We start from the raw sequence: 20,598 nt of genomic DNA, 5'->3' as shown, positions 1-20,598 counted from the left end.
TAGAGGTTAATTTTTTTTATGAGTTCTTTAACTGCAAGACACGTTCGTTGTTGATAGTTTTGTGTGGCTTTTTAGATTAAAAGTTTAAACAAAATGTTGTGTATGAGAAATGTAATACTTTCTATCCTTGGATTATTACTTATAGCTGGAGCTTTATTTGGAGCAAAAAAGCTTATTGATAGTAAAACTAGAGTTAAACCAAGATCAGCAAAGGTGATTAAAACCGTTTTCGTAGATACCATAAAAAATGGTACGGTGCCAATTAAAATCACTGCTAATGGTAATTTAACTGCAAAAAGAAGATTAGAGTTATTCTCTGAAGTACAAGGAGTGTTTCGAGGAGGAGCTAAGCTATTTAAAACGGGTCAGCAATATCAACAAGGTCAAACATTAATTAGAATTGATGCTTCAGAATATTATGCTTCTGTACAATCTGCTAAAAGTAATTTATATAACTTGATTACTTCTATAATGCCTGATTTACGCCTGGATTATCCTGAAATCTTTGATAAATGGCAAAACTATCTAACCAATTTTGATATTAATAAAGCAACACCTGAACTTCCTGAAACTGGTTCAGAAAAAGAAAAGTATTTCATTACAGGCCGAAATATATATACAACGTACTATAATGTCAAAAATCTGGAGCAACGTTTATCTAAATATAGAATTTCTGCACCATTTTCTGGAGTACTTACAGAAGCTTTAGTCACAGAAGGAACATTGATTCGACAAGGACAAAAGCTAGGAGAGTTTATAGACACCAGTGCCTATGAGATTGAAGTAGCGATAGGAAAAGAATATTCGGATTTATTAAAGATAGGAGAATCCGTAATCCTTTCAGATCTTAATACATCCAAAACATATACGGGTATTGTAACTCGAATAAATGGACGAGTAGATCAAGCTACACAGACAATTACTACTTTTATCGAAGTCAAAGATGCATCTTTAAAAGAAGGAATGTATCTGGAGGCTAACTTGAATGCCAGAAAAGCCGAGAACGCTATAGAGATTGATCGTAATTTACTTCAAGATGGAGATAGAATTTTTATAGTTAGAGATAGTATCTTGGATATAATTGACGTACAGCCTGTTTATTTTTCTGACAAAAAAGTTATTCTCAAAGGAATCCCAGATGGAGACGTTATTCTTAACAAACCAGTTCCTGGAGCGTATGCAGGAATGCTGGTGAAAATATATCAAGGCAAAGGAAGAACATCATCAGCTACTGATAGTAAGGTGAGCAATACTAATTCAAAACAGTAGTTATGCGTAAGATTATTTCTTATTTTATTAGATACCATGTTGCCGTAGATGTAATTGTCATTGCTTTTATCGCATTTGGAATATTTGGAGCTCTTTCGCTCAAGTCATCGTTTTTTCCACTTACAGATTCTAAAAATGTTAATATAACCGTTGTATATCCTGGTGCTTCTCCATTAGAGATCGAGGAGGGTATTATACTAAAGGTAGAAGATAATCTGAAAGGCCTGGAAGGGGTAGAACGTGTTACTTCGACCTCTAGAGAAAATAGTGGAAGTATCAATGTCGAAATTGAAAAAGGGAAAGATATCGATTTTATGCTGCTCGAAGTTAAAAATGCTGTGGATAGAGTGCCTTCATTTCCTACTGGAATGGAACCTATCGTAACCTCTAAACAAGAAGCAATTAGACCTACGATAGATTTCGCAATAAGCGGTACTGATATACCTCTGGTTACTTTAAAACAAATTGCGAGGCAGATTGAAAATGATCTGAGAGCAATAGATGGAATCTCTCAGATTAATATTAGTGGATATCCTGATGAAGAAATCGAAATCGCTGTAAACGAAAATAATTTGTTAGCCTTTAGGCTTAGTTTTAATGAAGTGGCACAGGCAGTTAATCAAGCTAATATATTGACTACAGGAGGTACTATTAAGACCGATGCAGAAGAATATCTCATCCGTGCAAATAATAGATCATATTATGCAAATGAACTGTCTAACCTAGTTATACGTGCAGATGCATCTGGTCGTACTATTAGGCTTAAAGACGTAGCAGAAATTAGAGATCGTTTCTCAGAATCGCCTAATGCAACTTATTTTAACGGAAACCTTTCAGTTAATGTTCAGATTACAAGTACCAATACCGAAGATCTGATTTCTTCTGCAGAGAAAACAAAAGAATACATAGAGCAATTTAATCAAAAGTATAATAACGTTCAACTTAATGTGATTAGTGATCGTTCTATTACCTTAGTACAACGTACCAAATTGCTTACAGAAAATGCAATTATAGGAATGCTATTAGTACTTTTATTCTTATCACTGTTCCTAAATACCCGTTTAGCGTTCTGGGTAGCGTTTGGATTGCCAATTGCCTTTTTAGGGATGTTTGTGCTAGCTGGATATTTTAATGTAACGATTAATGTACTGTCGCTCTTTGGGATGATTATTGTAATCGGTATTCTAGTAGATGATGGTATTGTAATTGCTGAAAATATTTATCAGCATTACGAAAAAGGGAAAAGTCCTGTTCAAGCTGCCATTGATGGAACAATGGAAGTAATTCCTCCAATAGTTTCTGCAATTTTGACTACGATAATAGCTTTTGGGATCTTCTTGTTTTTAGATGGTCGTATTGGTGATTTCTTTGGAGAAGTATCCGTTATAGTGATTCTTACTCTTGGAGTTTCTTTAATAGAAGCATTAATTATTCTTCCTGCCCATTTAGCGCATTCTAAAGCTTTGAAATCCGAGGACAAAAAACCTAAGAAAGGACTTGCGAAATTATTTTCTAAGCTTCGTTATGTTAATACTTTTGGAGATAAGATTATGAGATGGCTGCGCGATAATGTGTATAGTCCTGCACTTAGTTTTTCACTAAAAAATAAACTTTTTACCTTCTCCATATTTATAGTTATACTCATCCTTACAGTGGGAAGTGTTGGGGGAGGAATTGTAAGAACCGCATTTTTTCCTCGTATTGCCAGTGATGTAATTTCTGTCGACCTTGGTATGCCTAATGGTACTAATGAAAAGATAACCGATTCTATTATTTCTATGATAGAAGAAAAAGCATGGCTTGTTAATAAAGAACTAGGTGAAGAATTTTTAGTTGGCGAAGATTATGAAGGAAAACAGTTATTCGAAAATATAATTAGAAGTGTAAACTCGTCTTCTAATGCTTCTTTACGTATCAATATGTTACCTGGACAAGAACGACCAAATGAGGTAAACTCCGGATTGGTAGCGAACCGAATACGAGAAAAAGTTGGTCCTGTTTTCGGAACTGAAAGATTAATTTTTGGATCTGGTGGTAATTTCGGAGGAAGTCCGGTTTCTGTATCCTTATTAGGAAGTAATATACAAGAATTAAAAGCCGCAAAAGAAGAATTTAAAACAGTGTTAGAAAATGATTCTAGACTGAAGGATGTTGCGGATAATGATCCTGCAGGGATAAAAGAGATTCGACTGGAGCTAAAAGAAAATGCATACGCATTAGGTCTTAATTTACAAGATGTAATGTCGCAAGTAAGAGGAGGGTTCTTTGGGATTCAGGCACAAAGATTCCAAAGAGGTCAGGATGAAATAAGAGTTTGGGTTCGTTATGATAGAGAGAATAGATCTTCGATTCTAGATCTCGATAATATGAGAATCTCTACCTCGACTGGCGAAAGGATACCAATAAGCGAGATTGTTGATTATTCAATCGAGCGAGGAGATGTGTCAGTTAATCACCTTGATGGAAGAAGAGAGGTTCAGATTTCTGCAGATTTGAAAAATCCTGAGACTACAAGTTCCACAGATATTTTAGAAGAAATTCGTACGACAATTATGCCCGAAATTCTTGCTAAATACCCTACAGTAACACCTTCATATGAAGGACAGAATCGAGAGGCTGGAAAGTTTTTGGGATCTTTAGGTCCGGTTGGTCTTACAGCATTAGCTTTAATCTACATTACGATAGCTTTTACTTTCAGAAGTTATAGTCAACCATTATTGCTTTTACTTCTTATACCATTGAGTCTTCCTGCAGTTGCATTTGGTCATTGGGTTCACGGTTTTCCTATCAATATATTATCGTTATTAGGAATTATTGCGTTGATTGGTATTATGGTGAATGATGGCTTGGTACTTATTGGTAAATTTAATAGTAACCTTAGGGCGGGAATGACATTTGATAGTGCAATTTATGAAGCAGGAAAATCTCGTTTTAGAGCAATTTTTCTAACTTCCTTAACCACTATAGCTGGATTGGCGCCATTAATTTTTGAAGAAAGTCGTCAAGCAAAATTCTTGATTCCTATGGCAATTTCCATAGCATACGGAATCGGATTTGCAACAGTACTCACTTTGTTAGTATTACCACTATTTTTATCATTTAGTAATAAGATAAAAGTAGGGACCAAATGGTTAGCTACAGGAAATAAAATCACCAAAGAGGAAGTAGAACGCGCTATAAAAGAACAAAAAGAGGAACATGAATTATAAGCATAGATATATAGCAGGATTAGTCTTGTTTTTGTTTATGGCTGGCGGTAACGCTTTTGCCCAAAAGTTAACAAAACAAGAAGCTATTCGGTTGACCTTAGAAAATAATTACGGAATTCTAATAGCCACTAATAATATCAAGGCAGCTAAAAATAATAAAGGAGTATTAAACTCAGGGTATTTGCCTACACTGGCGGCTAATGCGGGTGCAAACTACCAAGAAGCTTCTTCAGAGACCTCGTTTTCTGGGGCGATTAATCCTAATACAGGCTTGCCAAGAGAGGATATTGAAATAGATGGTGCTGAAACACAAAGATATAATGCATCTCTTAACTTTAACTATACCTTGTTTGATGGCTTGGGACGATTTTATAATTATAAAAGATTAAAAGAGCAATATAATTTAACAGAATTACAAGCTAGAGAGACTATAGAGAATACGTTGTTGCAATTATTTTCGGTGTATTATGAAGTTGCTAGATTGACAGAGAATCAACAAATTCTCGAAGAGACACTCCGAATTTCTAAAGAAAGAGTTACTAGGTCTACTTATCAGTTTGAGTATGGGCAAAATACAAAATTGAATGTATTGAATGCAGAAGTAGATGTAGCAAATGATAGCATTAATTTATTAAATACAAAGCAGCAGTTGATCAATACGAAACGAGATCTTAATATCATTGTTGATAATGAATTAGAAATAAAATTTACAGTTGACACTATTGTTAATTTTATTTCAAAACTAGAAATAGATAGTTATTTAGAAAAATCTATTGAAAACAATGTGACACTGTTGCAAAATGAAAGTAATATTCGAATCAGTGACTATGATGTAAAAGTTAGTAAGTCAGGTTATTTACCGGTTATCGGTCTTACTGGTTCTTATGGTTGGAACGAAAACAGAAATCCGCCATCTGCTTTTTTTCCAGGAAATGTAGCAGATACATATACATTAGCTGGTGGGGTAAGCTTAAGTTGGAATCTTTTTGATAGTGGTGGCACCATCACAAGGGTTAAGAATGCTAAAATTGCTTTAGATAATCAAGAGTTGGCAAAAATTCAGGTAGAGCAACAGGTAAAAAGAGATATTGCAAATGCTCAGGGAAATTATCAGAATCGCTTAAAAGTTTATGAGATTCAACAACAAAACGTTCTGACGAATCAAAACAATTTTGAACGATCCAAAGAACGATTTAATTTAGGGCAAATCACCTCTATAGAATTTAGGCAAGCTCAAATTAATCTGATACAAGCGCAAACTAATAAAACATTGGCTAAATATGATGCTAAGCTAGCTGAGTTGCAATTGTTACAGCTTACAGGTCAGTTGTTGAATGTTGAGCTTTAATAGTGTAATTGCTCTCTCAGTTATTGTACTTAGCCTGTTGAAGTGTATAAAAATGAATTCATAATAATTAATCTGATGTTTGAACATTTCTTTCAATGTCCCTATTGTTGGGAAGACATATCCATGTTGTTAGATGTCTCGGTTTCTCATCAAGAATATGTAGAGGATTGCGAGGTGTGTTGTAATCCTATTATGATAAACCCAAGATTCGAAGATCAGGAATTAGTTTCTTTTGAAGCAATTAATATTGAGCAGTAATTACTTTGATCTAAGACTTGACAGGTTTTAAAAACCTGTCAGGTCTGAAAGATTTATATATTCTTCACTAACCAATCTCCAACTTCACTGGTTTTATATGCTTTTTTGTCTTCGGAAAGATCTTCGGTTACAATACCTTGATCCAAAGATTTATTTACTATTGTTTTGATTGCTTCAGCTTCTTCTGTTAATCCAAAAGCTGTTTCGAACATCATAGCAGCAGATAATATGGTTGCTAATGGATTGGCGATATCTTTTCCGGCTGCTTGTGGATATGATCCGTGAATTGGTTCAAATAATGAATTTTTTTCTCCCAAAGATGCAGAGGGCATTAATCCCATCGATCCTGATATGACCGAGGCTTCATCTGTAAGAATATCTCCAAAAAGATTCTCTGTGATTAATACATCATAAGAATTGGGCCATTGTACTAATCGCATCGCTACAGCATCAACGAATTCATAACTTACCTCGACTTCTGGGTAGTCTTTTTCCATAGCTTGTACTGTTTCTCTCCATAAACGAGAAGATTCTAACACGTTTGCTTTGTCTACGCAGCATAACTTCTTACTACGCTTCATGGCCGTCTCGAATCCTTTTTTAGCTAATCGCGTAACTTCTGCACGCGTATAAGTACAAGTATCATAGGCAGTATTTCCATTATCTTCTCTACCTCTTTTTCCGAAATAAATACCACTGGTTAATTCACGAAGAAATACCAAATCCGTTCCTTCAATACGTTCACGTTTTAGAGGGGATTTGTCAATTAATGACGGAAAGGTAAAGGTAGGTCGTACATTAGCAAACAAACCTAGTTTCTGGCGCATTTTAAGTAATCCTTGTTCAGGTCTTACTTTTGCGGATGGATCATTGTCAAATCTTGGATGACCAATCGCTCCGAATAATACGGCATCTGCATTAACACAAACTTCGTGAGTTTCATCAGGATAGGGTTCGCCTACAGCATCAATGGCTGCTGCCCCCGTTAATGCTGTTGTCCAGTTTATTTGATGATTGTATTTTATCGCAATAGCGTTACAAACTTTTACAGCTTGATCAATAACTTCTGGTCCGATGCCGTCTCCGGCGAGTAGTGCAATGTTTAATTCCATTCTAATATTCTAAAATTATAATTCAATAATATTGAGCATTTTTTCTGTTGCCTTAATTGCAGAAACTGTTTGATCAGAATCCAAGCCTCTGGTTACAAATTCTTTTGCCTCAGTTTTCCAGGTGATCACAGTCTCGCATAGTGCGTCAGAATTACTTCCCGGAGGAATACGCACTGCGTAATCAATAAGTTTTGGTAGTGTTTTATCTTTTTGTTTATATACTTTTCCTAGTGCATTCATAAATGCATCATATTGTCCATCCCCTTGTGCATGTTGTTCTATAATCTCATCATCCATTTTAATTGCCAATGTAGTAGAAGGTTTTAAGCCTTTTGCGTGATTTAAGGCGTAGGACATAATTTTCACCTTGTCTTTATATAATTTACTGTCTAATACATCCGAAATGATATACGGTAAATCTTCTTGAGTTACGACTTCTTTTTTATCACCGAGTTTAATTATTTTTTGGGTAACCTTTTTAATATCTTCAGGACTTAGTTTTAATCCCAATTCTTGAAGATTTTTTTCGATATTGGCTTTGCCCGAAGTTTTACCTAGAGCATACTTTCGTTTACGTCCAAAACGTTCTGGCATTAAATCATTAAAATACAAGTTATGTTTGTTGTCACCATCTGCGTGGATTCCAGCAGTCTGAGTAAATACATTATCACCTACCACAGGTTTATTAGCAGGAATTTTAAACCCAGAGAAGGTCTCTACCAGTTTACTAACTTTATATAGAGCAGATTCTATTACATTGATACTAACTTCTGGAAAGTAATCATTGATTACTGCTACTACACTTGCTAGAGGGGCATTTCCTGCGCGTTCTCCCATACCATTCATAGTTAGGTGCAAGCCATTGACTCCAGCTTTAACTCCTTCGATTACATTGGCTACACCCAAATCATAATCGTTATGTGCGTGAAAATCAAAATGTAAATCGGGATATTTATTTCGTAAAGCGGATAAATATGTATATGTCTCAGAAGGGATAAGAACTCCTAATGTATCAGGCAACAACACTCTCTTTATAGGTTGTGTAGACAGAAAATCTAGGAACTGGTATACATATTCAGGAGAGTTGCGCATACCATTGCTCCAATCTTCTAAGTAAACGTTAGTGATGATTCCTTCTTGAGTTGCTTGTTTAAAAGTGGTCGCAATGTCCTCAAAATGTTGTTCGGGAGTTTTTTTTAATTGATATGTGAGGTGATTCAGAGATCCTTTGGTAAGAAGGTTTTGAACCTTGGCTCCTGTATCTTTCATCCATTGTATGGATTTGCCATTATCCACAAAAGTTAATATTTCTACTTGATCAATATATCCATTTTCATTCGCCCAATCAATGATATTTTTCACTGCTTCAAACTCTCCTTCGGATACTCTAGCGGATGCTACTTCGATACGATCTACAGCTAGTTCTTCAATCAGCAAACGTGCGATCGTTAGTTTTTCTGAAGCAGAAAAGGATATCCCAGATGTTTGTTCACCATCTCGGAGTGTAGTATCCATGATTTCTATTGATCGTTTGCTCATATTTGTTTGATTTTTCCTTCTCAGATCTGACAGGTTTTAAAAATCTGTCAAGTCTTTTTTTGTGTTAGGGATAGCCCTTGGACTCCGCTCAGGACGGACCTCATCCTTTTTAGAATTTGTACCCTGAGGTTCTCGAAGGATACAAATTCTAAAAAGATATAAAGGATAGCCCGCTCTAACGCCCGAATCACATTTTAGAAAGGGCGTGTAGTTGCGAATTCCTGAATTTCTGTTTTCATTTTGGACAAATAATCTATATCATCATATCCGTTCAGCATGTTGTCTTTTTTATAACTATTAATGCCAAAGGATTCTGATTCACCAGAAGCTTTTATTGTAATCGTTTGCTGAGGTAAGTTTACTTCGATTTCTGTATCAGGATTTATCTTAATGGCCTCGAATATTTTTTCCAAAAACTCTGGGCTTACCTGTACAGGTAAAACGCCAATATTAAGGCAATTACCTCTGAAAATATCTGCAAAGAAACTAGAAACTACACATCTAAATCCATGATCATATACTGCCCAAGCTGCGTGTTCTCGAGAAGATCCAGATCCGAAATTTTTACCACCTACAAGGATTTTGCCGCTATAGGTTGGGTTGTTTAATACAAAATCTTCTTTTGGAGTATTATCATTATTATATCTCCAGTCTCTAAAAAGATTCTCTCCAAATCCTTTACGTTCTGTTGCTTTTAGAAAACGTGCAGGAATAATCTGGTCAGTGTCTACATTCTCTATAGGTAATGGTACTGCTGTAGAGGTTACTATATTGAATTTATCGTATGCCATGTTTTAATTGCGAATTATGAATTTAGAATTAAGAATTCAGTGTTTGTAATAGTATTCGTTTTTACATTCTGAATGCTGTACGCCAAATTCTAAATTAATGTTATGCTAATGCTTCTTCTTTTAAAAGTGTTCTGGGATCGGTTACTACGCCTGTAACTGCTGTTGCAGCTGCGACGAGAGGACTAGCTAGTAAAGTTCTTGATCCAGGTCCTTGTCTTCCTTCGAAATTTCTGTTGGAGGTACTTACCGCTAACTTTCCTGCTGGGATTTTATCAGCATTCATTGCCAGACAAGCAGAACAACCTGGTTCTCTAAGCGTAAAGCCAGCTTCAGTGATGATATCTAAGATTCCTTCTTCTTTGATCAATCCTTCTACTTCGTGAGATCCGGGAACTAGCCAAGCAGTAATGTTTTCTGCTTTCTTTCTTCCTTTGATGATAGAAGCAAAGGCTCTAAAATCTTCAATTCTACCATTTGTACAACTTCCTAAGAACACATAATCTACAGATTTACCAATCATGGTATCACCTTCACTAAAATCCATATATCCTAAAGATTTTTTATAAGTAGCAACACCGCCTTCTATATTAGAAGCATCAGGAATATGATTCGTAATACCAATTCCCATTCCGGGATTCGTTCCATAGGTAATCATAGGTTCAATATCAGCACCATTAAAAGTAAGTTCTTTATTAAAAACAGCATCTTCATCCGTTTTTAGGGTTTTCCAATATTCCATGGCAGTGTTCCACGCTTCCCCTTTTGGTGTTAATGGTCTTCCTTTAATATATTCAAAAGTTTTTTCATCTGGCGCAATCATTCCGCCTCTTGCACCCATTTCTATACTAAGATTACAAACGGTCATACGACCTTCCATAGTCATGTTTGTAAACACATCTCCAGCATACTCTACAAAATAACCAGTAGCACCAGAAGTGGTTAACTTAGCAATGATATATAATGCAACGTCTTTTGGTGTTACTCCAAAACCAAGTTCTCCATTAACATTGATCCGCATTTTCTTTGGCTTAGGTTGCATAATACATTGTGTAGATAATACCATTTCTACTTCAGATGTGCCAATACCAAAGGCAATAGCACCAAAGGCGCCGTGTGTAGAGGTATGTGAGTCTCCACAAACGATGGTTGCTCCAGGTAATGTAATACCATTTTCTGGTCCCACTACGTGAACGATACCATTTTTTTCATGTCCTAATCCCCAATGAGAAATTCCCCAAGCAGCAGCATTTTCTTCTAATGCTTTTAATTGGTTCGCTGATAAAGGATCTTCTACCGGCAAATGTTGGTTTATAGTAGGGGTGTTATGATCTGCAGTAGCAAATGTACGTTCTGGATAAAGAACGGTGTTTCCTCTACTTTTTATACCTAAAAAAGCTACAGGACTTGTTACTTCGTGTATGAAATGGCGATCAATAAAAAACACATCTGGTCCACTTTCTATATTACGTACTACATGTGAATCCCACACTTTGTCAAATAATGTCTTACTCATTTTTACGATTTTTACTACAATACGATGGATGCATTTAGCATCTTATTATTAAAATGTTAAAAAGGAGGTAAATTTACGAGTTACTGAAGATATCAGCTAATAAAACTACTAAGTGAGGAGTAGTTTTAAGTATATCTCAATATTAGTAGTAATTTTAGATAATTTGATAAAAAATATATTGATTTTAGCAAATACTATTATTTCTATTTTGGTATATAATTTAAAATCAAGAAGTAAGAAAAGCTATGGTAAAAAAAATGGTAGTTTTTGTTAATTATCCTTTGTAAAGCTAAAAAAGGTTGTATATTTGCCGTCCGCAAGGGATAATAAGTAGTTTGTTGAGCTCATAACTCGAAGTTTAAAAGACAAGTAAATTACTAATTATATATCGCGGGATAGAGCAGTAGGCAGCTCGTCGGGCTCATAACCCGAAGGTCACTGGTTCGAGTCCAGTTCCCGCTACTTTAAAAAGCTAAAATATTGAAATTCAATATTTTGGCTTTTGTTTTTTTAGCCAATTTCATCCGAAAAACACCTTGTTTACCTTAATAATAGTGTGACTTTTATCTTCTCTACCCGAAGGTCACAAGTTTGATATTTAAATGTGTAAACGTTTGGATAGTATGGTTTTATGAGTTTTTTAATAAAAAAACGAACCACTTTATTTAATATTGGTGTGGGGATTTGGTGGGGGGTATCTACCTTTAGAGTCTAAAAAAGGATTTAGATCAATTGTTGTGTTTATGCAAATATTTTTGAAAATCCTTTAAACCTAATTTAGAATAACGCATATGAATCTATTTCTTTAATGGTTGTTCAAAAATTGTTTTTATCGTCTGTTCTTTCCCAAAATATCTTTTCATTCTAGTAAATATCTATACATCAAAAAGTTTTCTGTAAAGGCGATAGGCACTAATTCAGCTTTATTAGTTTTGTCTCCGAACTGCGTGTCCTGTATTGATAATCCTACGATCAAAACAATCAGTATATTAGTCACTTTAGATAGTAAGGATCTTATTTTATCTTTCTCAATCCCTTCAGAAGCATTTTTGGCTCTGTACCCAAATACCATGCTTAGTTTTTTGTTGGTTTTTAATGTTTTTAAAAGATCGTCAAAATTTTCAAAATCGGTAGGTAAATCGGCATCTATATACCCAACAAAACTAATATCTCCTCTGCTATGAAGATATCTTGCGCCTGCTCTAACCGCAGCAACTTTACCAGATTTTTTTTTCATGTCAATAACACTCACTTTATAAGGGTTTTCAGATTGTATACTTTTTAATACAGTGATGGTGTCATCTTTACTACCATCATTTACAAAGCATAAATGAACGTTGTTTTCTTTTTGAATAAAATTTATGAAAGCAGTTGCGTTTAGTCTTTTTTCTTCGTTATAACAAGGTATAATAATTCCGGTTTTCATAATAAGTTATTTTGGGATTATACCTCAAAATTAATTTGGGATGCTACTCTGAAAGGGAGCTTTTCGATTACAGGAAGATTGCTATAGGTGAATGGCCTTATTGAATAGATTTGACATTCATTAAAATTGAAACCTTTGTTGTATATTGATGATTGAAATTTCCCTATATCTTGGGATTTTTTGACTTTCATCTTATTTTAGTGAAGTTGTTAAAAAGGATAATTTGGATACAGTAACAAAAAGGATTAATAAATACTTAGTTAGCGCATTACTTATTGGAGTCGTTTTTCACGGAACCAGTATTTTCTTTACATTAGAATCCACTTATGATGCACTGATTCATTTATTTTTTGGGAATCACTATGCTAATAATTGGTTCGAACCATGGAATTATAGTTGGTATACTGGATTTACCGTTATGGGATATCCGCCATTGGTTCATCAAAGTATAGCGTTATTTTCATATATAGGTGGCTTAAAATTCGGATTATTTACTGTTGCTATTATTGGGATTATTCTATTTATTACAGGAGTATATCGATTTTCTTTGCTTATTACTTCTAATAAAACTGTAGCTGGTTATGCAACTGTATTAGCTGTGTTTTCTTCTTCCTTTTTAGAAACGCTTCACGTTTTTGGGCAACTACCCAGTGTAATAGGAGTTTCGGTATTGATGCATACGATGCCTGAAATTTATCTTTGGATTAAAACTGGTAGATACCGATATTTATTAACATCTTTGAGTTTACTTTCTGTTACGATAACATCTCATCACGTAACTCCAATTTTTGGAATGGTCTTCTTTATTTTTCCTTTAATTGGAATGGTAATTATGGATGTGTCTAAAGAAAGAGTGGGGCCACATGAGAAGGTTAAATTCCTTGTTTTTTTCAAAGTATTTCTCTCTTTATTCAAGAGAATAGTGACTTTTGGAGTAGGATCACTAATATTAATCATATTTTGCATTTTACCGTATTGGATAAATACAAAGAATAACCCAATAACTCAGGTTCCTATTCCACATGGGTCAAGGGATAATTTTTTAGAAGTGACTTCCTCTGGTTTAGTGTTTTTTTTAATCCCTTGGGGAATTCTGTTATTTGTTCTTCCTTATATCTGGTATCGTTTTTTTAGTAAACGTTATTTGTTTTATGGTCTATCGTTTACAATTTTAACAATTCTCGGAACAGGAGGTACTACGCCTATTCCAAAAATGATATTAGGTGATAATGCTTTTAATATTTTAACATTAGATAGGTTTACACTTTGGGCTTCTATTATGGCGATACCTATATTTGGTGAATTTGCATATCGTTTTGTAGTTGGAGACTTAAGAGATTTCATACAAAATAAACTAGGACGCCTTTTTCATCGTCTATTAGGAGTTGGATTAGCGGGGGCTTTTATTTTTATAGCAATTTTCACAATGAGTCTAGGGTATTTTAAACCTTCGCAGCCTCAAAAATTAAAAATGTTACCTATTCTTAATTTTCTAAAACAAGATCAACACGATCATTGGAGATATTTACCTCTTGGATTTGGAGATCAGATGGCTTGGTTATCTGCTCAGACAAAAGCGATGACGGTTGATGGGAATTATCACTCTGCAAGAAGACTGCCTGAATTAACTACCAGAGCAGTAGAACGGTTAGAGAATTCTAAATATCGAGGAATAGAAGGAATTGGATCTTTACAACAATTTCTAACAGTTCCTGAGAAGTATAATTTGAAATATGTTTTCTCTAATGACAAGTTTTATGATCCTATTTTATACTTCTGCGGTTGGCAACGATTAAGACAATTAGAAAATGGAATTATGGTATGGGAAAAATTAAACATACCTCCATTGTCCACTATATTACCCAAAGATGATATACCTCTGTATCAGCGATTGATGTGGGGCATTATTCCTGTGCTTACTGTTATTATTGCTTTCTTTTTGAATATCCAGATGTTATGGATTCGAGTTTTAAAATCCAGACCAATAAGTACGGTTATAATCTCTGGATTTAAACAATATTATAATCGTTTTAATCCTGTTGTATCAGGAATATCGCTATTATGGGTGTTAATTTTAATTCCAATTTTCGGCTATGGCGGATATCTTTTTTATATAAAAAATGCTGATCAGATTAGCCCAGAAAATGTGATAACAGCGTATTATGATTCTCTAGATTTTAAAGAGTTTAAAAAAGCATATTCTTATCTGGACCCTAAAAGTGATAAAACACTTGATCAATTTATGTTAGAAGTTTCTGTTACCGATGGACTACTAAGTTCTTATGCCAAACTAGATGAAATTGAATTAAATACCATTGTTGCCACTGATAGTACTGCTAAAATAAGAGTTAATACTTTTTGGGTGACTCCGCTAGAAAAAATTGATAAAACTTATTATCACGAAACTGTAAAATATAACAATCAATGGTATTTAAAAACATCGGACTATGATTTAGACATTCCACCGGATCAATTATATGTTGAGAATGTTACTAAATATTTTAATCATGGAAGACGCAGAATCACTTCAGAACAAACACATCATGAAGATGTACTAAAACAACCGGTTTTAGAGATCTTGAATGCCAAAATTGTTCAATTAGATTCTATTTATACTATTGTTGGTGTTTTGCAAAACATAGATAATGTACCTGCGGATGTTGTTGTAAACGGAACTCTTTATAATCAGAATAATAAACAGTTGGCTACCTATAACGTAAAACATCAGATGAAGCATAAATTAATGCCAAAAGAGATTACTAGTTTTAGAATTAATTTTGAAGGTATCGCTTGGATTGATAATAAAGAAAAAGGACCTACTACTTTTAATCCTAATGAGTTTACTGCCGTAAATTTTGAGGATGTTCCCGTAACGTTTAATTTGCAATGTGCGGGTAATGTTGCAAATGTAGATTTATACAAAGGAGTTGCAATTCAGGATATTACGATAAATAAAGGAATCGTAAAAGGAATCGTTTTTAACACGGGAGTTCAAGAGGTGACAATACCCCAATTATTGATATCTTATTATAACAAAGATAAAATTCTAATCTGGGTGGATCATCTATTTCTAAGAGAGGGAATACGCCAACAACGAAAACAATTTTTTGAGTATACATTATCAGAAATTAGTAATTTAAAAATCCTAAACAATGACATGGAAAATACTTTTGTTAATGGGTTACCTAATAAAGATATTGCTAATAAGGTAATACAAGAAAGAGAAGTGTCGCATGAGACGGATCAGTTAATCCCTGTAAAAGGAAAAGGATATAAATATATAAAAATAGAAGTCAATAGTTATATAGGAGCTTCCAATTAAAAACAATATGAATCTAAAACAAGGTATCCATGTTTTTACACTACTTTTTGTACTTTTTCTAAGTATAGGATTTACTATGGTTACTATTGATAGTACTGATGATATTACTATTGTCGAATTTCCTGATAAAAAAACAGTTCTTGCGGGAACAGAGATTACAATAAACTATAAGTTAAGTGAACAGGTATCTGCTCAATTATTTTGTCATACTTCTTATGGAAGTACTATTATAGATGGTATTTTTAAAAATGGAGAAACCGTTTTTAAATTCCCAGAATATATAAGTAAGAAAAAAGGGCTTGTGGATTATACGCTAGTCTATAACAATAAAAAACTGCATACATCCACTTTAGAGATTCTTACCAATAAAAATACAGAAACACATATGGAGTCTTATCTAGGACCTCCTAGTATTATAGCAGGAGGAATGGATTATGCAATGCTTGTTGTTGTGCCAACAGATGATTATGATAATCCTGTAGCTGATAGTACAGAAGTTATCATACGACATCAGTTTTTGAATCTAGAAAAAGAAGATATATACTTAAGTGATTCTTTTATTGGATGGAAAAACATATTCTCTTATGAACAATCAGGAAGAATTCTAGTGTCATCAGAGGTGCAAAATACGAATTCGAAGGAATATGCAATCGAAGTATTTCCTGCGCAGGCGGAAGATTTTGTAATACGTTGTAAACGAAAACATGAATATGCAGATGGAAATCAAATTTCTAGTTTTATAACCTCTGCAATTAAAGATCAATTTGATAATATCGTAGTCGATGGGACTCTAGTAGAGTTTTCTATTACCAACACCTCTGGAATGTTACTAAAAACATATGGAACAACAATTAATGGAATTGCTGAAGGAAAAATGTTACATCCTGATAAGAAAGAATTATGGAATGTTACGGCATACGTAGTAGGTATGGGAATGAGTAAAACAATTGATGTTGCGTATAAACCAATTCTAGAAGATTATACTGTAGTTTTTAAAGATGATAATAGAAAAATTATTATTGGTCCAATATCTAGTTTTATGAAACAGATCTTACCAGATGGAGCAATTTTAAAATTAAAAATATTCAAAGATGATACTCTTTTAGAAACAAAAATAAAAACCTCTTCTAAAGGGTATGTCATTTTTAATATAGAACAAAGTTTTTTCCCGAATGATACATATACTCTTATCATTGAAGGTTTGGGCGTACTAAAAGAATTTAATGATTTACAACTATGATAGCCCCAAATAGAAATATATACAGGATTTTATTAGTTCTATCTTTTTTGGCGCTTAATGGAGGGATTCTTTATGGTATTAGCCAGGTATTTTTATTTCTTAATACAGGAGCTGATCGAACCTCTATGTTAAACCTTACTAAAAAAAGTCAACAAGTGTATTTACCTAAAATTATTTGGAAAGACACATTAAACCCAGGAAGGACAATGGAATCCCAGACGTTATCAGAGATACAACAAGACTATCTCGATGCTTGGTATGTAAAGAATGTAGCGTATAAGGCCAATGACTCTTTTGGTATTAATGATTTTTATACTCAAAATGCACGTAAAAATTTATATAAAACTATTGATGATAATAGTTCTAAAAAGGTTCATATAGAAGGCACAACTATTAAACATAATACACATTTGGATTTTTATAGTGCGGATGGACAATTAGTTGTTTTTACTGATAAAAACGTAAAAGAATACCAAAGGATTTATAAAGAAGATAGCTTATTATTAGAGAAAGAAACTTTAACTGCCTATAAAGTTATGATGCTTTTAGAAGATGGTTTTTGGAAGATTCGACATATGGTAAAAGAAGCTAATCTATTAGAACAAGATAGTATAGAATCCAATAAAAAAACAGTAGTTATTAACGGAAAAATTATGGTAAAAGAGGAGCCTTTTTATATCAAAGGAATCAATTATTATCCACAAAAATCACCTTGGGATATGTTTGGAGATAATTTTGATATTGATGTGATTGCTGAAGATTTTGAAATTATAAAAGCTGCAGGATTAAATACTATTAGAATTTTTGTGCAGTATGAAGATTTCGGGAAAGCCAAAGTTTCGTTAGATAAGCTCACGAAATTAAGAAGCGTTTTAGATTTAGCAGAACAAGAAAATTTACAAGTTGTAGCCACTTTATTTGATTTTTATGGAGATTATTCAATCTTGGATTGGACACTTACACATCGTCATGTCGAACAAATTGTGAGTGAATTTAAAAACCATAGTGCCATATTAGCTTGGGATATAAAGAATGAACCTAATCTAGATTTCGAAAGTAGAGGTAAAGGTCTTGTTTTATCTTGGTTGAAAGAAATGAGTAATCAGATTCGCGATTTTGACCCTAATCACTTAATTACAATCGGTTGGTCTGATCCTGAGTCAGCAAAATTATTATTAGATGAAATAGACTTTGTATCCTTTCACTATTATAGAGATCTAGAAGATTTTGTCGACGTATATGATACCGTGCTTTCCAAGATAGATAAGCCTATCGTACTGCAGGAATTTGGTTTATCGTCTAATAAAGGATTATGGAATCCTTTTGGACCTTCAGAAGAAGATCAGGCTTCTTACTATAAAGATTTTCAAAAAATAATGACTGAGCGAACGATGCATTATATGTCGTGGACATTATATGATTTCACAGAAGTACCCTCGTCAGTTGTGGGCAAACTCCCATGGCGTAAGCATAAGCAAAAACATTTTGGGTTTATTGATAAAGATGGTAAACAGAAAAAAGCTTTCGAATTTATTACAGATAAATAATGCAGTAATTAAATAAAATTTAGAAATCTCTAAACAGTTAGTTGATTTAAGTTCTCTTTTAATTTTGATTTTTTTCCTTTTTTAATTTCCTCAAATGTTTCTAAATACATTTCTGTGATTGTACTCATCGGCAATGCTGTCGCCGCTTGATAATTAGCTTTTCCTAGTTCTGTTCTATATTCAGGGTTTACAACTATTTTTTCGATGGCATTGGCTAAACTTTCTACACTATCAGGAGCAAAAAATTCTCCTCGATAGCCTTCTTCTTTTACTAAAATACTAAGATCCCCCAAATCTGGCATGACTACAGCTTTACCATAACTACCAGCTTGATGCAATACTCCAGAACTACCTGTAGTCGATGTGTAAGGAAAAACTACCATGGCACTTTCTTTAAAAATAACCGGAACATCTTCTTCTGCTACATATCCTGTAAAAGTTAATTGAGGAACGTTTTTATAATTCTCTTTTACAGTATCCAGATACCCTAAAACATTTGGGTTATCGGTTCCAGCGATTACTATTTCTAAATTCTTCTGAGTTCTTTTTCTTACTATTTCTACTGCTTCTATCATTACCTCAACTTTTTTGTAAGTTCCAAATTTACCAAAAGTCATTACTTTTAATATATCTCCAGAAGATTCATAAGATGGTTCTTCTGGTATTTCGAAAGTTCCGTGAGGAATTAATACAATATTATCCACCTTATATTTTTGCTCTAAAATATTTACATATTTACTTATGGTAACAGCCACTTTATCAGAAGATAGTATAAATTTAGTAAGGGTGGTCCCAATAAAATTATATATTTTTTGTAAGACCTTGTTAGTTGTAAATCCAGCATTTCCTAAATCTACTTGCTCCATAATATTATGCAATAAGGCAATCGTAGGAATTCCTTTTCTCTTACATAATAAAGGCAGTAATAACCCAAGAGCAGCAGCTATTTTTTTATCCCCAAACTTCATGAATTGTAGGTTAAATAAAATAGCATCTGGTTTTGTCTGATTCACAGCCTTCATCACAGAAATTACATTCGTATAGGAGTTAAACTTCCAAGATTGCTTTACAGTTATTTTACAACCATCTTCTTCAAAATTGATATCAGCTTGATCGGGAGCAGTGTCTGTAAGTAAAATAATTTCTGTTAGTTGTTTATGTTGTCTAAAATGTTTTACCAAATGATATGCATATTCATTTAATGTTACTTTACTAGGAGGATAAGCTGTTACAATGGCTAGTTTCATGGGTTCTTTTAATTTTATTAATATCCGTTTTGAAGAAACATACTAATAATCATTTCTAAATATATAGGATGTTTTAGTTTGTTTAAATGTTGGTACTATATTTTTATTTTTTTTTCCTAATACAAAAAGTATTTTTCCTCGTTTTACTGCTTTTTTATGAATGATCTGTAATACACGGATAGCTCTTTTATCCATTTTTTTTACTTTTTTTAAACACATTATGACTTCTTGATAATGATCAAGAAGGTAGTTAAAATGATCTTTTACAAGGTGATTGTTTAATCCAGTAAAATCACCGTTAATTTCATATGTTCCTTTTTGATTTATAATTTGCAATTTCATGATATTTCGTTTTTTGGGGAATAATGGTATATTATAAATAATCGTTTCTTAAAACATAACTATTCTTGCCGAATGCTTTATTTATTGCTTTATTGTTGTTACCAATAATGTAAAAAATCTTGTTCAGACTCATGGCTTTTTTATAAAGTTTCGTTAATGCACTAACTCCGGAAATATCGATTTTTTTTACGTTCTCAAGGCTTAACACAATTTGATCCTTATGTTGTAATAAATGTTCAAAATGATGTTTAAGAGATTTTACATTTGTACCTTTAATTTCTCCCTCTATTTCTAAAATTCCGAAATTATTTGTTATTTGAAGTGCCATAGTATTTTGGGTTTAATGGGTTTATTAATGCTGTAAATATCTTCATTTTAGAAGCTATATTGATCTTGGTTTCGATGAGTTACCTTTATCTATAGTTTAAGAGTAAC

15 protein-coding genes and 1 tRNA gene are annotated in these 20,598 nt (G+C 33.4%); 8 read left to right on the top strand and 8 right to left on the bottom strand.

Going from position 1 to position 20,598, the window contains the following annotated elements; translation table 11 throughout:
- Positions 1-102 precede the first annotated feature (102 nt).
- From Q0921_RS20690 to Q0921_RS20675, 4 genes are all read left to right on the top strand, one after another.
- Positions 103-1,269: an HlyD family efflux transporter periplasmic adaptor subunit gene (locus Q0921_RS20690; protein ID WP_299260293.1), complete on the top strand. Its 1,167-nt coding sequence runs from the start codon at positions 103-105 to the stop codon at positions 1,267-1,269.
- 2 nt (positions 1,270-1,271) lie between these two features.
- The gene (locus tag Q0921_RS20685) at positions 1,272-4,478 is read left to right on the top strand and encodes an efflux RND transporter permease subunit (RefSeq protein ID WP_299260291.1); all 3,207 of its coding nucleotides are present in this window, start codon (positions 1,272-1,274) and stop codon (positions 4,476-4,478) included.
- Complete coding sequence (locus tag Q0921_RS20680; protein WP_299260289.1) at positions 4,468-5,826, top strand: TolC family protein; 1,359 nt, start codon at positions 4,468-4,470, stop codon at positions 5,824-5,826. The genes Q0921_RS20685 and Q0921_RS20680 overlap by 11 nt, the downstream gene beginning before the upstream one ends.
- 75 nt (positions 5,827-5,901) lie before the next feature.
- Positions 5,902-6,084 carry a CPXCG motif-containing cysteine-rich protein gene (locus Q0921_RS20675; protein WP_299260287.1) on the top strand — a complete coding sequence of 61 codons (183 nt, stop codon included), beginning with the start codon at positions 5,902-5,904 and terminating at the stop codon, positions 6,082-6,084.
- A gap of 53 nt (positions 6,085-6,137) precedes the next feature.
- On the opposite strand, the gene leuB is transcribed toward Q0921_RS20675, so the two are convergent.
- From leuB to leuC, 4 genes are all read right to left on the bottom strand, one after another.
- Positions 6,138-7,196 carry a 3-isopropylmalate dehydrogenase gene (leuB, locus tag Q0921_RS20670; RefSeq protein WP_299260285.1) on the bottom strand — a complete coding sequence of 353 codons (1,059 nt, stop codon included), beginning with the start codon at positions 7,194-7,196 and terminating at the stop codon, positions 6,138-6,140.
- A gap of 15 nt (positions 7,197-7,211) precedes the next feature.
- A complete protein-coding gene (locus Q0921_RS20665; protein ID WP_299260283.1) occupies positions 7,212-8,735 on the bottom strand; it encodes an alpha-isopropylmalate synthase regulatory domain-containing protein in 1,524 nt (507 codons plus the stop codon).
- Positions 8,736-8,929: 194 nt separating this feature from the next.
- Entirely contained in the window at positions 8,930-9,526 is a 597-nt protein-coding gene (leuD, locus tag Q0921_RS20660) for a 3-isopropylmalate dehydratase small subunit (RefSeq protein ID WP_299260281.1), read from the bottom strand.
- Positions 9,527-9,626: 100 nt separating this feature from the next.
- Complete coding sequence (leuC, locus tag Q0921_RS20655) at positions 9,627-11,039, bottom strand: 3-isopropylmalate dehydratase large subunit (RefSeq protein WP_299260279.1); 1,413 nt, start codon at positions 11,037-11,039, stop codon at positions 9,627-9,629.
- Between the two features lie 389 nt (positions 11,040-11,428).
- Here leuC and Q0921_RS20650 point away from each other — a divergent pair.
- A tRNA-Met gene (locus Q0921_RS20650) sits at positions 11,429-11,501 on the top strand.
- Positions 11,502-11,898: 397 nt separating this feature from the next.
- Here Q0921_RS20650 and Q0921_RS20645 read toward each other — a convergent pair.
- Positions 11,899-12,465, bottom strand: coding sequence for a glycosyltransferase (locus Q0921_RS20645; RefSeq protein WP_299260277.1), 567 nt, complete (start codon positions 12,463-12,465; stop codon positions 11,899-11,901).
- A gap of 223 nt (positions 12,466-12,688) precedes the next feature.
- On the opposite strand from Q0921_RS20645, the gene Q0921_RS20640 reads away from it, so the two are divergent.
- The 3 genes from Q0921_RS20640 to Q0921_RS20630 are packed head-to-tail and all read left to right on the top strand — an operon-like array spanning position 12,689 to position 18,574.
- Positions 12,689-15,787, top strand: coding sequence for a hypothetical protein (locus tag Q0921_RS20640; RefSeq protein WP_299260275.1), 3,099 nt, complete (start codon positions 12,689-12,691; stop codon positions 15,785-15,787).
- A gap of 7 nt (positions 15,788-15,794) precedes the next feature.
- Positions 15,795-17,027 carry a hypothetical protein gene (locus Q0921_RS20635; protein ID WP_299260273.1) on the top strand — a complete coding sequence of 411 codons (1,233 nt, stop codon included), beginning with the start codon at positions 15,795-15,797 and terminating at the stop codon, positions 17,025-17,027.
- Positions 17,024-18,574, top strand: a complete 1,551-nt coding sequence (locus Q0921_RS20630) for a cellulase family glycosylhydrolase (protein ID WP_299260271.1) — start codon at positions 17,024-17,026, stop codon at positions 18,572-18,574. Before Q0921_RS20635 ends, Q0921_RS20630 begins: the two co-directional genes overlap by 4 nt.
- A 29-nt stretch (positions 18,575-18,603) precedes the next feature.
- Here the strand turns inward: Q0921_RS20630 and Q0921_RS20625 are convergent, their stop codons facing one another.
- The 3 genes from Q0921_RS20625 to Q0921_RS20615 are packed head-to-tail and all read right to left on the bottom strand — an operon-like array spanning position 18,604 to position 20,491.
- Positions 18,604-19,821: a glycosyltransferase gene (locus Q0921_RS20625; protein WP_299260270.1), complete on the bottom strand. Its 1,218-nt coding sequence runs from the start codon at positions 19,819-19,821 to the stop codon at positions 18,604-18,606.
- Positions 19,822-19,863: 42 nt separating this feature from the next.
- Positions 19,864-20,163, bottom strand: a complete 300-nt coding sequence (locus Q0921_RS20620; protein WP_299260267.1) for an STAS domain-containing protein — start codon at positions 20,161-20,163, stop codon at positions 19,864-19,866.
- A gap of 31 nt (positions 20,164-20,194) precedes the next feature.
- The gene (locus Q0921_RS20615; protein ID WP_299260265.1) at positions 20,195-20,491 is read right to left on the bottom strand and encodes an STAS domain-containing protein; all 297 of its coding nucleotides are present in this window, start codon (positions 20,489-20,491) and stop codon (positions 20,195-20,197) included.
- Positions 20,492-20,598: the final 107 nt, after the last annotated feature.

The sequence above is a fragment of the uncultured Aquimarina sp. genome (genome assembly GCF_947496855.1).
Taxonomy (GTDB): Bacteria; Bacteroidota; Bacteroidia; order Flavobacteriales; family Flavobacteriaceae; genus Aquimarina.
Note: the sequence above shows the minus strand (reverse complement) of the source record. Positions and strands in the feature narration are given on the sequence as shown.